This is a genomic window from Streptomyces sp. NBC_01003, assembly GCF_045162695.1.
Taxonomy (GTDB): domain Bacteria; phylum Actinomycetota; class Actinomycetes; order Streptomycetales; family Streptomycetaceae; genus Streptomyces.
On the sequence record NZ_CP108707.1, the window covers coordinates 7,945,533 to 7,958,988 of the forward strand.

Consider the following 13,456-nt stretch of genomic DNA (forward strand, 5'->3'; position numbering starts at 1 on the left):
GTCGTCGACCCGTATCTCAAGAGTAGGACCGGGTCCCAGGGTTGGAGACCTTCAGCCTCGTGACCGTTGGGTCACTGCGATGCACACGAGAACGGCCGCCGCGGTCAGGGGCGCGGCGGAGGAGAGGGGCTCGCCGAGCAGGGACACCGACCAGACCAGGGTGAGCAGCGGCTGGGCCGGCTGGAGCTGGCTCGCCTTGGGGATGCCGATCACCGCCATGCCGCGGTACCGGACGACCAGGCCGAGGAACTGTGATCCCACGGCCACCCAGAGCAGCCCCGCGACGGCGTGCCCCCTCAGGTGCAGCGGCTCGTGGCTCAGCGCGACGACGGCCCCCCGGCACGGCGACCGGCAGACACATCACGAGCGCCCAGGCGATGACCCCGAGCCCCCGGCCCCGCACATCCGGCTGAGCTTCGCGGCGATCGCCGGGCCCGCGGAGATCACGGAGGGCGTCCGCCGGCTGCGGGCCGCGTGCGACGAGGTACTCGAGTGAGCGACGGGAGCGACGGTCGGCGCCCGGAACCGGCTCGACGGACACCGCCCCCGCCTGCGAATCTCGCGTCATGACCGACACCCACGCCACAGCCCCCGCTCTCCTCGACGGCTACGAGATCTCGGCCGACACCGCCCGCATCGACGCCGACCGCGTGCACCGCTGGCTCTCCACGGACGCCTACTGGGCCATGGACCGCGCCCGCGAACACCAGGACCGGGCGATCTCGGGTTCGCTGAACTTCGGGGTGTACGACTCCGTATCCGGCGAGCAGGTCGCGTACGCCCGTGTCGTGACCGACCACGCCACCTTCGCCTGGCTCTGCGACGTCTACGTGGACCGGGCCGTCCGCGGCAAGAACGTGGGCACCGCGCTCGTCGCCGCCGTCCGCGACCACCTGGAGCCGCTCGGCCTGCGCCGCATCATGCTCGCCACTGAGGACGCGCACGGGGTGTACGAGAAGGTCGGCTTCGCGGCGCTCGCCGAGCCGGGGAACTGGATGGCACTCGTCCTGCGGTGAGCGCGCGGCGGGGCGCATGCGGCCGGCATACGCCCCGTGGACTCTTGACCGCAGCCGTGGCACACCCCACGATCACCGCATGCCCGTTCGCGTGACGCTTCTCGCCGCCGCGCGCAGCGCCTCGCTGCTCGCCGAGCGCTTCGACGACGACCGGCCCCTCGACCACACCGGCTGGCACGAGGTGGAGCTGGCCTCGCCCGCGCTGGTGCCGCTCGCCGCGGCGGAGCTGCGCTACTGCGCGCCCACCGCCCGCAGCCGCGGCACCGCCGAGGCGCTGGGCCTCGCGCCCCTGTCCCAACTCGCCCTGCGTGACTGCGACATGGGCCGCTGGCGCGGGCGCACGCTCGCCGAGGTGACGGCCGTCGAGCCGGGCGCCGTCGACGCCTGGCTGCGCGACCCGCGCTCGGCGCCGCACGGCGGGGAGTCGCTGCTCGCGTTCATATCCCGGGTCGGCGGCTGGCTCGACACGCGGCCGAACGACGACGGCGCGACCGTCGTGGCGGTCGCCGAGCCGGCCGTCGTACGGGCGGCCCTCGTCTACGCGCTCAAGGCGCCCCCGTCGACGTACTGGAACATCGACGTCCGCCCCCTGTCGACCGCCGTCCTCACGGGGAGCGTGGGCCGCTGGAGCGTACGGCTCGACGCCGTGGCCTGAGTCAGGCGGTCAGGCCGCTGCACGCGTGTACTCGGTGGTGAGCACCAGGTCCTTCGCGGGGCCCTTGACCCGCCACTCCATCCGCCAGTGGTCCGGTCCCGTCACGTCGAACTCGCCGCGGTAGAGGTCCGCCGCGCAGGGGTGGTCCGCCGTGTGGCGGCCGGTGCGCAGGTCCAGATCGTGGAAGAAGCGGCCGTCGGAGAATCGCACGACGGCCGTGCCCGGGGTGTCGCCCGGCAGGAAACGCAGGTTGCGCTCGGCGGGCCGGGCGGTGCCGTGCCACACGAAGGTGCCCGCCTCGTGGTGCAGCAGCCCGCCGCCGTCCTCGTACGTGAAGTCGGTGGTCCCGGAGAAGGTGCCGATCGCGTCGCCGGCGAGGTCGTGCACCGTCCGCCCGACGTGCCAGCGCCCCGCCAGATGGGCCAGCACGTCGGGAACCGGCCAGGCCTCACTCATCTCGTCCCACCCATCTCGTTGCACGTGCTTCCCATTTTGCCGCTTGCCGGGACCCCGCCCGGCGACGGGGTCCCGCCGCCGGAAAGCCCTTGCGCCGACCGCGCGGCCTCTGTCACGCTCTGCCGCATGACGACTGGAAAGGCGGACACCGCCACCCTTCGGTGAGCCCGGTGACGCGTCCCCGCAGGGGACCCTCGAAGATCACGTCCACCCCACCCCGCTCCTCCGGAGAGCGCGTCGAGCTGGCGGGGATCATCGCAGCCGACTGGCTCCGCCACGCACTGTCCGCGCGCCCCTCCGACCGGGCGCGCGCCGAAGCCGCCGTCACCGGCCTGTACCGGCGGCTCGGCGAACCCGCCCCCGACTTCGTCTGGGTGCCCTCTCCCGCCGCCGCGCGACCGGTTCTGCTCGACGCGCCGCACCGCTTCCGCCCACCGCGCCTGCGCGGCACCGAGGCCCCCACGCGCCCTGCCGACTGGCCGCTGGTCTCCCGGCTCGCGAACCTGGTCGCCGACCTCCGCGACCGCCTGGACGAACGGACCGGGACGGCCGTCGTCTGGCAGTCCTGGTACGGAACCACCGCCCCCAGGACCATGACCGTCCCCGAGGCACTGGCCGCGGGATCCCCGGTGCGCGACGTGGTGGACGCCGTCGGCCGCCACCCACTGCGCACGACCGTCGACGACGCGGTCCGTGCCCCGATCCGCGCGGAACTGATGCGCTCCGAAGGGGAGGCGGCCGCCCTCACCTGGTACGGCCAGCACGACGCCGCGTGGATCGCCCACTACGACGTACGCGCCCGCGTCGGCCTCGCCACCTACGCCCACGACGACGTGGCGCACCTCGGCCTGTGGGCCGAACTCGCGCGCTCCACCGGCTGGTGGTGGCCGGGCGAGGGCGTATGCGTCATGTCCGAGCGGCCGTCCGAGATTCACACGGAACCCCAGCCAGGCGCGCTGCACGGCGAGTTGAGGCTGCACCGCGACGACGCACCGGCCGTCCGTTACGCCGACGGCGCCGCCGTGCACGTCCTGCACGGCGCCCACGTACCGGAGTGGGTCCTCACCGACCCGACCCCCGAGCGCATCCACGCCGAACCGAACGTCGAGGTCAGGCGCAGCGCCATCGAGCGCATCGGCTGGGCCCGCTACATCGGGCGCGCCGGGCTGCGTCTCGTGAGCTCGGCACCCGACCCCGGCAATCCGGACTCCGAGCTGCAGCTGTACGACGTACCGCTCGCCCTGTGGGGAAGGCCCACGCGGCTGCTGCTCGCGGTGAACGGATCCGTCGAACCCGACGGGCACAGGCGCCGTTACGGGCTGAGCGTCCCGGCCCACTTCGACGACCCGGTCGCGGCGGCCGGCTGGTCGTACGGCCTCTCCGGCGAGCACTACGCACAACTCCTGCGCCGCACGTGAGCAGTGACCGCGCAGTGAGCGTCGACCACGCACGTCACCGTCGACCACGCACGTGAGCGTTGACCCACCCCTTCACACACCCGAGGTGATGAACATGAACATGACCCTGCCCACCCCCCTGACCGCCCCGCCCACCCTCGCCGACCTCACCGCCCGCACCGGACTCGACGTCCTCGACCACCTCGAACGCGAGGTGACCATCCCGGTCGTCGACGGCCTCCAGGCCCAGGGCGACCTGATCGTCATCCCCTACGCGTTCGTCGCGCGCCATCTCCGCGAGCCGTGGCGCTCCGACTGGCAGCGCGTCCCCGCGGCCGGGATCGAGCTCCTGCGCAGCGCCGCGGGCGGCAATCCGCACACCCTCGTCGCGGACGAGGGTGTGTGCCGGTGGACGGCCCGCGTCGTCGACCCCACGGGCCTCGCGCTCGGCATGATCGAGAACACCGCCGCCGCCTACCTCATCCACCCCGAACACGGCGGCACCGGAATCGCCCCCGGCCGCTACCTCGTGCGCCGCCAGCGCGAACGCGCCGCGTCGCGCCAGGGGTGGCGGGGCGGGGACATGCTCGTCGCCGACTGACGGCACGCGTCCGCGGCGATCACTCGCATTGCATAAACGTGCAACGGTGCGTATAGTCATGCCATCCAAGAGGAGGGTTCCATGGCGGTACGCGTAGCAGTGGCAGGGGCAAGCGGATACGCGGGCGGAGAGCTGCTGCGTCTGCTGCTCGCTCATCCCAATGTGGAGATCGGCGCCCTGACCGGCAACTCGAACGTGGGGCAGCCCCTCGGTGGGCTCCAGCCGCACCTGGTGCCGCTGGCCGACCGGATCCTCGAGCCGACGACCGCCGAGGTGCTCTCCGGGCACCATGTGGTCTTCCTCGCGCTGCCGCACGGGCAGTCCGCCGCCGTCGCCGAGCAGCTCGGCGAGGACACGCTCGTCGTGGACATGGGCGCCGACTTCCGGCTGAAGGACGAGGGCGACTGGGAGAAGTTCTACGGCAGCGCGCACGCCGGGACCTGGCCCTACGGGCTCCCCGAGCTGCCCGGCGCGCGCGCCGCGCTGGAGGGCACCAAGCGCATCGCGGTGCCCGGCTGCTACCCGACCGCCGTCTCCCTCGCGCTCTTCCCCGCGTACGAGGCCGGGCTCGCCGAGCCGGAGGCCGTGATCGTCGCCGCGTCCGGGACGTCCGGTGCGGGCAGGGCGCCCAAGCCGAACCTGCTCGGTTCCGAGGTCATGGGCTCCATGTCCCCGTACGGCGTGGGCGGCGGCCACCGGCACACCCCCGAGATGATCCAGAACCTCGGCGCCGTCGCCGGTGTGCCGGTCTCCGTCTCCTTCACGCCGACGCTGGCCCCGATGCCGCGCGGCATCCTCGCCACGTGCAGCGCCAAGGCGAAGCCGGGCGTGAGCGCCGAGAGCGTACGGGCCGTCTACGAGAAGGCCTTCGCCGACGAGCCGTTCGTACACCTGCTCCCGCAGGGGCAGTGGCCCGCGACCTCGTCCGTGTACGGCTCGAACGCCGTGCAGGTGCAGGTCGCGTACGACTCGGCGGCCGGCCGGATCATCGTGATCAGCGCCATCGACAACCTCACCAAGGGCACCGCGGGCGGCGCCCTTCAGAGCATGAACATCGCCCTCGGTCTCGACGAGACGACTGGGCTTACGACGATCGGAGTCGCGCCGTGAGCGACGCGCGCGCAGCCGCCGGGCCGCAGACAGGAACGAGAGCCGCGCCGCTGCGCTGCGCGGGCGGAGAAGCGAACGAGGAGACAGCGTGAGTGTGACGGCAGCCAAGGGATTCACGGCCGCGGGCATCGCCGCCGGGATCAAGCAGAACGGCAACCCGGACCTGGCCCTCGTGGTCAACAACGGGCCCCGCCTGGCCGCCGCGGGCGTCTTCACCTCCAACCGCGTGAAGGCCGCGCCGGTGCTCTGGTCGGAGCAGGTCCTCAAGGGCGGGCTCGTGTCCGCCGTCGTCCTCAACTCCGGTGGCGCCAACGCCTGTACGGGCCCGAAGGGCTTCCAGGACACGCACGCCACGGCGGAGAAGGTAGCGGAGGTGCTCGGCCTGAACGCGGGCGAGGTCGCCGTCGCTTCGACCGGCCTCATCGGCGAACTCCTCCCCATGGACAAGCTCCTGCCCGGCGTCGACACGGCGGTCGCCCAGCTCAGCGCGCACGGCGGTGAGAAGGCCGCCGTCGCCATCAAGACCACCGACTCCGTGCACAAGACCGCGGTGTTCGAGGGCGACGGCTGGACGGTCGGCGGCATGGCCAAGGGCGCGGGCATGCTCGCTCCCGGCCTCGCCACCATGCTCGTCGTCCTGACCACGGACGCCGACCTGGAGGCCGACGTCCTGGACAAGGCCCTGCGGGACGCCACGAAGGTCACCTTCGACCGCGTCGACTCCGACGGCTGCATGTCGACGAACGACACCGTGCTGCTCCTGGCCTCCGGCGCCGCCGAAGTCGCCCCCGAATACGCCGAGTTCGCCGAGGCCGTCCGCACGGTCTGCGACGACCTCGGGCGGCAGCTCATCGGCGACGCCGAGGGTGCCAGCAAGGAGATCAAGGTCGACGTCATCAACGCCGCGACCGAGGACGACGCCGTCGAGGTGGGCCGCTCCATCGCCCGCAACAACCTCCTCAAGTGCGCGATCCACGGCGAGGACCCCAATTGGGGCCGGGTGCTGTCCGCGATCGGCACGACGTCCGCCGCCTTCGAGCCCGACCAGCTGAACGTCGCCATCAACGGCGTCTGGGTCTGCAGATACGGCGGCGTCGGCGAGGACCGCGAGCTCGTCGACATGCGCTACCGGGAGGTCGTCATCACCGCCGACCTAGCGGCCGGCTCCGAGACCGCGACGATCTGGACCAACGACCTGACCGCGGACTACGTCCACGAGAACAGCGCGTACAGCTCATGAGCACGACGCGGAAGCACACCGCGCTGCCCAAGGCACAGATCCTCATCGAGGCGCTGCCCTGGCTCACCCGGCACCAGGGCAAGACCGTCGTCATCAAGTTCGGCGGCAACGCCATGATCGACGAGGACCTCAAGGCCGCCTTCGCCCAGGACGTCGTCTTCCTGCACCACGCGGGCCTCAAGCCCGTCGTCGTGCACGGCGGCGGACCGCAGATCAGCAAGGCCCTCGACCGGCACGGCATCGTCAGCGAGTTCAAGGCGGGCCTGCGGGTCACCACCGAGGACGCGATGGACGTCGTGCGGATGGTCCTCGCCGGCCAGGTGCAGCGCGAGCTCGTCGGGCTCCTCAACGAGCACGGCCCGCTCGCCATCGGCCTCACCGGCGAGGACGCGCACACGATCACCGCCACCAAGCACCAGCCCGAGATCGACGGTGAACTCGTCGACATCGGCCGGGTCGGCGAGATCACCGCCATCGACACCGGTGCCATCGAGGCCTTGCTCGCCGACGGCCGTATCCCGGTCGTCTCCTCGATCGCCCGCTCCCAGGACGACGGACATGTCTACAACGTCAATGCTGATACGGCGGCTGCGGCTCTCGCTGCGGCGCTGGGCGCCGAGACCCTGATGGTCCTGACCGACGTCGAGGGCCTCTACGAGGACTGGCCGAACTCCGACGAGGTCATCAGCCGGCTCACCGCCAGGCAGCTGGAGAAGCTCCTTCCCGAGCTGGCCAGCGGCATGGTCCCGAAGATGGAGGGCTGCCTGCACGCCGTACGCAATGGCGTGACGACCGCCCGCGTCATCGACGGCCGGGTCCCGCACTCGATCCTGCTGGAGATCTTCACCGACGAGGGCATCGGCACGATGGTCGTGCCGGACGCCCCCGAGGCCATCGACGTAGACACCATCGACGTACAGGCCATCGACAAGCAGGGGGAGTCATGAGCAACCAGGAGCTGACCGCGCGCTGGCAGGGCGCGCTCATGGACAACTACGGCACGCCCCGGCTGCCCCTCGTCCGCGGCGCGGGCGCCAAGGTATGGGACGCCGACGGCAAGGAGTACGTCGACTTCGTCGGCGGCATCGCGGTCAACGCCCTCGGCCACGCGCACCCCGCGGTCGTTCAGGCGGTCACCGAGCAGATCGCCTCGCTCGGCCATGTCTCGAACCTCTTCGTCGCCGAGCCGCCCGTCGCGCTCGCCGAACGGCTCCTCCAGCTCTTCGGCCGGTCCGGCCGCGTGTACTTCTGCAACTCGGGCGCCGAGGCCAACGAGGGCGTCTTCAAGATCGGCCGTCTGACGGGCCGTTCGCACATGGTCGCCACGCAGGGCGGCTTCCACGGCCGCACGATGGGCTCCCTGGCGCTGACCGGCCAGCCCGGCAAGCAGGAGCCGTTCCTGCCGCTGCCCGGCGACGTCACGCATGTCCCGTACGGGGATGTCGAGGCGCTGCGGGCGGCGGTCACGGAAGAGACCGCGCTTGTGATCATCGAGCCGATCCAGGGCGAGAACGGCGTCGTCGTGCCGCCCGCCGGCTACCTCAGGGCGGCCAGGGAGATCACCCGGGCCACCGGCACCCTCCTCGTCCTCGACGAGGTGCAGACCGGCATCGGCAGGACCGGGCACTGGTTCGCGTACCAGGCGGAGGAGGGCGTCGACCCCGACATCGTCACGCTCGCCAAGGGCCTCGGCGGCGGACTGCCCATCGGCGCGACCGTCGCGTTCGGCGAGGCGGCCGAGCTGCTCAAGCCCGGTCAGCACGGCACGACGTTCGGCGGGAACCCCGTCGCGTGCGCGGCCGGCCTCGCGGTGCTCGACACCGTCGCGGGCGAGGGCCTCCTGGACAACGTGAAGCGCACGGAGGCCCGGCTGAGGGACGCGATCGCGTCCCTCGGGCACCCGCTCGTCAGCCATGTAAGGGGCGCCGGGCTCCTCCTGGGTATCGTGCTCACCGAGCCGCTCGCGCCCCAGGTGCAGCAGGCGGCTCAGGACGCCGGCCTCCTGGTGAACGCGCCCGCCCCCGATGTCGTACGGCTCATGCCGCCGCTCAACCTCCACGACGACGAGGTGGACACCTTCCTCCAGGCGCTGCCGGGCGTCCTGGACAAGGCCCTCGAAGGGGCCGACGGGGAAGGACGATCCTGAGGAATGGGACGACGACGATGAGTCAGGCGCAGGACAACGAGCACGCCGCGGGACCCGCCGTGCCGCAGACCCGCACCGCGCGCCACCGCCGGATCGTGGACATCCTCAACCGGCAGCCGGTGCGCTCGCAGAGCCAGCTGGCGAAGCTGCTCGCCGACGACGGCCTCACGGTCACGCAGGCGACGCTCTCCCGGGACCTGGACGAGCTGGGCGCGGTCAAGATCCGCAACACCGGCGGCGAGCTGATCTACGCGGTGCCCAGCGAGGGCGGCTTCCGTACCCCGCAGGCCCCGCTGGGCGGCTCGGCCAAGGAGGAGCGGATGCGGCGGCTCGCGGGGGAACTGCTGATCTCCGCGGAGGCCTCGGCGAACCTCGTGGTCCTGCGCACCCCGCCCGGCGCCGCCCAGTTCCTCGCGTCGGCGATCGACCAGGCGGAACTCCAGGTCATCCTGGGCACGATCGCGGGTGACGACACCTTGATGCTGATCAGCCGCGACCCGGCCGGCGGGCAGGCGCTCGCCGACCACCTGCTGCGCCTCGCCCAGAAGGACCACTGAGTGCGCTGGAGGCGAGCGCGCTGAATCGTTCTGGCTCGCGCCCCGGACCGCCCGATGTTCACGGGTGGCCCGGGGCGCTGTCGCGTTCTCAGGCCTGCTCGGCGCGGCGCGCCCGGTACGACATCCAGGCCGCGACCAGGGCGCCCGACACGTTGTGCCACACGGAGAACACCGCCGCGGGGAGCGCCGCGAGCGGGCTGAAGTGGGCCGTGGCCAGGGACGCGGCGAGCCCCGAGTTCTGCATGCCGACCTCGAACGCCATCGCGCGGGACGCGGGCGCCCCGAGGCGGGCGAGCTTTCCGGCGCCGTAACCGAGCGCGAGGCCGAGACCGTTGTGGAGGACGACGGCGAGCAGGACGAGCCCGGCCGCCGACTTGATCGCCGTCGCGCTGCCCGCGACGACCACGGCCACGATGACGGCGATCGTCAGCGCCGACAGCCAGGGCAGGGCGCCGAGCACCCGGTCGACGTACCGGCCGAGGACCAGGCGCACGACGAGCCCCGCGACGACCGGCAGCAGCACGGTCTTGAGGATGTCCGTGACCATCGACCCCGCGTCCACGGGCAGGAACTCGCCCGCGAGGAGCAGGGTCAGCGGCGGCGTGACGAGCGGGGCGAGCACGGTCGAGACGGTGGCGACGGAGACGGACAGGGCCACGTCGCCGCGCGCCAGGTAGGTCACCACGTTGGAGGCCGTACCGCTGGGGGCGCAGCCCACGAGGATCACGCCCGCCGCCAACTGGGGCGGCAGGTCGAGGGCGTTGGCTATCAGCCAGCCGAGCCCCGGCATGATCACGTAGTGCGCGACGAGCCCGAGGCCGACGGCCCAGGGCCGCTTCGCGACGCCCTTGAAGTCGTGCGGGGTCATCGTGAGCCCCATGCAGAACATCACCACACCCAGCAGGTACGGGACGTTCGTCTTCCAGCTCACGAAGGCGTCCGGCAGCGCGAGCCCGATACCGCCCGCCGCGAGCACGAGTACGGGGAACACGGTGACGGCCAGGCGCGCCGCGCGGTTGCCGGTGTCCGTCGGCCGGGTCTGCTGAGGGGTCAGTTGTTCGGTCTGCACCGGGCGATGCAACGCCGCTGCCCGGTGTGCCCGCAACCCCGTCTCGTTATGTGGTCCCTACATCTTCATGGGATCGCCACACATTCGCCTTCCGGGGTGGGCGCATTCAGTGGTGAAGGTGCCGCCTCAGTAGCGCGTGATCGCCGTCGCGCCGCCCGCCGTCCCGATCGCGATGTGCGGCCGCCGGCCGGGCTCGGCCCAGCGCAGGATGCGCCGCATCGCGTCCGCCGGGACCGACACGCACCCGGCCGTCGCCCCGCGCCCGTTCACGTGCAGGAAGATCCCCGCTCCGCGGCCGCGCACCGGCCGGTCGTAGTTGTAGGCGATGACGAAGGCGTGCGCGTACTGGGTCGCGTACGTCACGAGGTGCTCGGACTCGGCGGCGCGGCAGTCGGCCGGGCGCGGCTCGGTCCAGCGGTTGTAGGACCGTGAGCCGTTGTCCTGGCACCACCACGAGTCCTGGTGCACGCGCCGGTAGGCGGTGGCCGTGCCGGTGGGCGCGGGCTGGATCCCGAAGGCGTAGGGCAGGCCGTACAGACCCGTGGGTGTCGTGTACGTGCCCTGCTTGCGCGAGCCGCCGTCGGCGAGGCCCTTCGCGCCGAACCGCGCCGCCGCCGATCCCGCCGCGACCCACCGCCCGTCGCGCCGGTCCCACCAGGTGACGGTGCCGGTGGTGGAGCCCGTGCGTGCGGCCTGTGCGGTGACGAGCTGGGAGCCGCCGCCCGTGTCGGCCATCCGCGTGGGCAGCGGCGCGGGCCCGCCGGGCGGTGACGCACCCAGGATCAGCAGGGCGGTCGTCGCGGCCAGGGATGCGATGGTGACGGATCGTGAACGCATGTGTCAGACGGTAGTCGGGGGCAGCGGAAGCGGCAGCCCCGGAAGTCCGTCGATGCTGTGCTCGATGTGTTCCTTCTTCTTGAAGTACTCGCTCAGGGAGGCGTCGTCCTCGCGCGCGAAGCGCTTCCCGTGCAGATCGCGGTCCGCGTCGTACGACATGAAGGGGACCGCGTATCCGCAGCTGTCGCGGATGAGCTCGGCTGTGACGACGATGATCGCGCGCAGGCCGTGCTGGGTCGGGTCGATGTGGGGGAAGTGTTCGAGCAGCTCCCTGAACCTGGCGTCGTCACGGAAGACAGGTTCGCCGTGGCCGTGCACCCGGACGATGTTCGGAGGGCCCTGGAAGGCACACCACATGAGGGTGATGCGGCCGTTATCGCGCAGGTGCGCGATGGTCTCGGCGGTGCTTCCGGCGAAGTCGAGATAGGCGACGGTCCGCTCGTCGAGCACGGCGAAGGATCCGGTCAGCCCCTTGGGGGAGAGGTTCACCGTGCCGCCCTCGGAGAGGGGAGCCGTCGCGGTGAAGAACATGGGCTGCGCCTCGATGAAGGTGCGCAGCCTGCCGTCTATGCGTTCGTAGGTCTTTCCCATGGTTCTGGATTATCGACCGAGATCGTTCGCCTGTCTAAGGATTTCGCTCGCGTCTCGGTCCATGGATGGCTCGATGGCGGGTCGATTGACGAATCATGCGGTCCAATGCATACTCATGCATGACGTCATCGACGTCTTCGCCCTGTCCTCGAAGAGCGCGGCGAAGCGCGACCTCGCCTGATACCCGTTACGGGAAGGGGCGGGACGGGGAAGAGAACACCCGCCCCGCGTCACCGCACATCTAGGAGCAACCGTGAGCAGCAACACCGGCGATGTCCGCCTCTGGGGCGGCCGGTTCGCCGACGGCCCCGCCGAGGCCCTGGCGAAACTCTCCGCCTCGGTCCACTTCGACTGGCGCCTGGCGCCGTACGACATCGCCGGCTCCCGCGCCCACGCGCGCGTGCTGCACAAGGCGGGCCTGCTCACCGAGGACGAGCTGACCCGCATGCTCGCCGGACTCGACCAGCTCGAAGCGGACGTGGCGGACGGCTCGTTCGTCGGGACGATCGCCGACGAGGACGTCCACACGGCGCTGGAGCGCGGCCTGCTGGAGCGCCTCGGCGTCGACCTCGGCGGCAAGCTGCGCGCCGGCCGGTCCCGCAACGACCAGGTCGCCACGCTCTTCCGGATGTACCTGCGTGACCACGCGCGCGTCATCGGCGGCCTCGTCACCGACCTCCAGGACGCGCTCGTCGGCCTCGCCGAGGCGCACGCCGACGTCGCCATGCCCGGCCGTACGCACCTCCAGCACGCCCAGCCGGTCCTGTTCGCGCACCACATCCTCGCGCACGTCCAGTCCCTGTCCCGGGACGCCGAGCGGCTGCGGCAGTGGGACGAGCGCACGGCGGTCTCGCCGTACGGCTCCGGCGCCCTGGCCGGTTCGTCGCTCGGCCTCGACCCGGAGGCTGTCGCGAAGGACCTCGGCTTCGAGCACGGCTCGGCCGCCAACTCCATCGACGGCACCGCGTCGCGGGACTTCGTCGCGGAGTTCGCCTTCATCACCGCGATGATCGGAGTGAACCTCTCGCGCATCGCCGAGGAGATCATCATCTGGAACACGAAGGAGTTCTCCTTCGTCACTCTCCACGACGCCTTCTCCACCGGCTCTTCGATCATGCCGCAGAAGAAGAACCCGGACATTGCCGAGCTCGCCCGCGGCAAGTCCGGCCGCCTGATCGGCAATCTGACCGGCCTGATGGCCACGCTCAAGGCCCTCCCGCTCGCGTACAACCGCGACCTCCAGGAGGACAAGGAGCCGGTCTTCGACTCCTGCGACCAGCTCGAGGTCCTGCTGCCCGCGTTCACCGGCATGATGGCCACGCTCACGGTCAACCGGGAGCGGATGGAGGAGCTCGCCCCGGCCGGCTTCTCGCTCGCCACCGACATCGCCGAATGGCTCGTCAAGCAGGGCGTGCCGTTCCGCGTCGCGCACGAGGTCGCCGGCGAGTGCGTCAAGGAGTGCGAGCAGCACGGCATCGAGCTCGACCAGCTGACGGACGAGCAGTTCGCGAAGATCTCCGAGCACCTCACGCCCGAGGTGCGCACCGTCCTCAACGTGCAGGGCGCGCTCGCCTCGCGGGGCGGCCGGGGCGGCACCGCTCCTTCGGCCGTCGCGGTGCAGCTCACCGAGGTGAAGGACGACCTCGCCGTGCAGCGCGCGTGGGCCGAAGCCAAGTCCTGACCTGCCTTTTGTGCGGCCCGGCCCTTCAGGGGGCCGGGCCGCACCGCGTTGTCAGTGGCTCCCTCTACAGTTTCCGGCAGTTGATCAACACCGGCTCACA

General features: G+C 71.6%; 14 protein-coding genes and 2 pseudogenes. 11 read left to right on the forward strand and 5 right to left on the reverse strand.

Annotated elements, in window-relative coordinates; translation table 11 throughout:
• Positions 1–51: 51 nt before the first annotated feature.
• Positions 52–391: pseudogene (locus OG698_RS36225) on the reverse strand (EamA family transporter); the annotation flags it as partial.
• Here OG698_RS36225 and OG698_RS36230 point away from each other — a divergent pair.
• The 3 genes and pseudogenes from OG698_RS36230 to OG698_RS36240 all read left to right on the forward strand — a co-directional run.
• Positions 368–496: pseudogene (locus OG698_RS36230) on the forward strand (PLP-dependent aminotransferase family protein); the annotation flags it as partial. The pseudogenes OG698_RS36225 and OG698_RS36230 overlap by 24 nt on opposite strands.
• Positions 497–566: 70 nt before the next feature.
• Complete coding sequence (locus OG698_RS36235; protein WP_406108080.1) at positions 567–1,016, forward strand: GNAT family N-acetyltransferase; 450 nt, start codon at positions 567–569, stop codon at positions 1,014–1,016.
• 79 nt (positions 1,017–1,095) lie between these two features.
• Positions 1,096–1,671: a histidine phosphatase family protein gene (locus tag OG698_RS36240; protein WP_406108082.1), complete on the forward strand. Its 576-nt coding sequence runs from the start codon at positions 1,096–1,098 to the stop codon at positions 1,669–1,671.
• A 9-nt stretch (positions 1,672–1,680) separates the two neighbouring features.
• On the opposite strand, the gene OG698_RS36245 is transcribed toward OG698_RS36240, so the two are convergent.
• A complete protein-coding gene (locus OG698_RS36245) occupies positions 1,681–2,127 on the reverse strand; it encodes a DUF6314 family protein (RefSeq protein WP_406108083.1) in 447 nt (148 codons plus the stop codon).
• A 170-nt stretch (positions 2,128–2,297) separates the two neighbouring features.
• Between OG698_RS36245 and OG698_RS36250 the strand changes: the two genes are divergently transcribed.
• The 7 genes from OG698_RS36250 (at position 2,298) to OG698_RS36280 (ending at position 9,178) form a co-directional block, all read left to right on the forward strand.
• On the forward strand, positions 2,298–3,545 hold the full coding sequence (locus tag OG698_RS36250) for a DUF6745 domain-containing protein (protein WP_406108085.1): 1,248 nt from the start codon (positions 2,298–2,300) through the stop codon (positions 3,543–3,545).
• A gap of 94 nt (positions 3,546–3,639) precedes the next feature.
• Positions 3,640–4,125, forward strand: coding sequence for a hypothetical protein (locus OG698_RS36255; RefSeq protein WP_406108087.1), 486 nt, complete (start codon positions 3,640–3,642; stop codon positions 4,123–4,125).
• Between the two features lie 81 nt (positions 4,126–4,206).
• Positions 4,207–5,235 (forward strand): N-acetyl-gamma-glutamyl-phosphate reductase, encoded by a 1,029-nt coding sequence (argC, locus tag OG698_RS36260; RefSeq protein ID WP_406108089.1) that lies wholly within the window; start codon positions 4,207–4,209, stop codon positions 5,233–5,235.
• Positions 5,236–5,323: 88 nt separating this feature from the next.
• Positions 5,324–6,475, forward strand: coding sequence for a bifunctional glutamate N-acetyltransferase/amino-acid acetyltransferase ArgJ (argJ, locus tag OG698_RS36265; RefSeq protein WP_406108091.1), 1,152 nt, complete (start codon positions 5,324–5,326; stop codon positions 6,473–6,475).
• Complete coding sequence (argB, locus tag OG698_RS36270; protein ID WP_406108093.1) at positions 6,472–7,422, forward strand: acetylglutamate kinase; 951 nt, start codon at positions 6,472–6,474, stop codon at positions 7,420–7,422. Before argJ ends, argB begins: the two co-directional genes overlap by 4 nt.
• The gene (locus OG698_RS36275; RefSeq protein WP_406108094.1) at positions 7,419–8,621 is read left to right on the forward strand and encodes an acetylornithine transaminase; all 1,203 of its coding nucleotides are present in this window, start codon (positions 7,419–7,421) and stop codon (positions 8,619–8,621) included. The genes argB and OG698_RS36275 overlap by 4 nt, the downstream gene beginning before the upstream one ends.
• A gap of 17 nt (positions 8,622–8,638) precedes the next feature.
• Positions 8,639–9,178 carry an arginine repressor gene (locus OG698_RS36280; protein WP_383092975.1) on the forward strand — a complete coding sequence of 180 codons (540 nt, stop codon included), beginning with the start codon at positions 8,639–8,641 and terminating at the stop codon, positions 9,176–9,178.
• An 88-nt stretch (positions 9,179–9,266) separates the two neighbouring features.
• Here the strand turns inward: OG698_RS36280 and OG698_RS36285 are convergent, their stop codons facing one another.
• The 3 genes from OG698_RS36285 to OG698_RS36295 form a co-directional block, all read right to left on the reverse strand.
• On the reverse strand, positions 9,267–10,247 hold the full coding sequence (locus OG698_RS36285; protein ID WP_406108096.1) for a bile acid:sodium symporter family protein: 981 nt from the start codon (positions 10,245–10,247) through the stop codon (positions 9,267–9,269).
• Between the two features lie 126 nt (positions 10,248–10,373).
• Complete coding sequence (locus tag OG698_RS36290; RefSeq protein ID WP_406108098.1) at positions 10,374–11,084, reverse strand: L,D-transpeptidase; 711 nt, start codon at positions 11,082–11,084, stop codon at positions 10,374–10,376.
• Positions 11,085–11,087: 3 nt separating this feature from the next.
• On the reverse strand, positions 11,088–11,675 hold the full coding sequence (locus OG698_RS36295; RefSeq protein WP_406108100.1) for a pyridoxamine 5'-phosphate oxidase family protein: 588 nt from the start codon (positions 11,673–11,675) through the stop codon (positions 11,088–11,090).
• A gap of 253 nt (positions 11,676–11,928) precedes the next feature.
• Here OG698_RS36295 and argH point away from each other — a divergent pair, with 253 nt between their 5' ends.
• Positions 11,929–13,356, forward strand: a complete 1,428-nt coding sequence (argH, locus tag OG698_RS36300; protein WP_406108101.1) for an argininosuccinate lyase — start codon at positions 11,929–11,931, stop codon at positions 13,354–13,356.
• Positions 13,357–13,456: the final 100 nt, after the last annotated feature.

Excerpts from the sequence above, each read along its gene's own strand:
- OG698_RS36235 (WP_406108080.1), top strand. The coding sequence starts at position 567 with ATGACCGACACCCACGCCACAGCCCCCGCTCTCCTCGACGGCTACGAG.
- OG698_RS36240 (WP_406108082.1), top strand. The coding sequence starts at position 1,096 with ATGCCCGTTCGCGTGACGCTTCTCGCCGCCGCGCGCAGCGCCTCGCTG.
- OG698_RS36245 (WP_406108083.1), bottom strand. The coding sequence starts at position 2,127 with ATGAGTGAGGCCTGGCCGGTTCCCGACGTGCTGGCCCATCTGGCGGGG.
- OG698_RS36255 (WP_406108087.1), top strand. The coding sequence starts at position 3,640 with ATGAACATGACCCTGCCCACCCCCCTGACCGCCCCGCCCACCCTCGCC.
- argC (WP_406108089.1), top strand. The coding sequence starts at position 4,207 with ATGGCGGTACGCGTAGCAGTGGCAGGGGCAAGCGGATACGCGGGCGGA.
- argB (WP_406108093.1), top strand. The coding sequence starts at position 6,472 with ATGAGCACGACGCGGAAGCACACCGCGCTGCCCAAGGCACAGATCCTC.
- OG698_RS36275 (WP_406108094.1), top strand. The coding sequence starts at position 7,419 with ATGAGCAACCAGGAGCTGACCGCGCGCTGGCAGGGCGCGCTCATGGAC.
- OG698_RS36280 (WP_383092975.1), top strand. The coding sequence starts at position 8,639 with ATGAGTCAGGCGCAGGACAACGAGCACGCCGCGGGACCCGCCGTGCCG.
- OG698_RS36290 (WP_406108098.1), bottom strand. The coding sequence starts at position 11,084 with ATGCGTTCACGATCCGTCACCATCGCATCCCTGGCCGCGACGACCGCC.
- OG698_RS36295 (WP_406108100.1), bottom strand. The coding sequence starts at position 11,675 with ATGGGAAAGACCTACGAACGCATAGACGGCAGGCTGCGCACCTTCATC.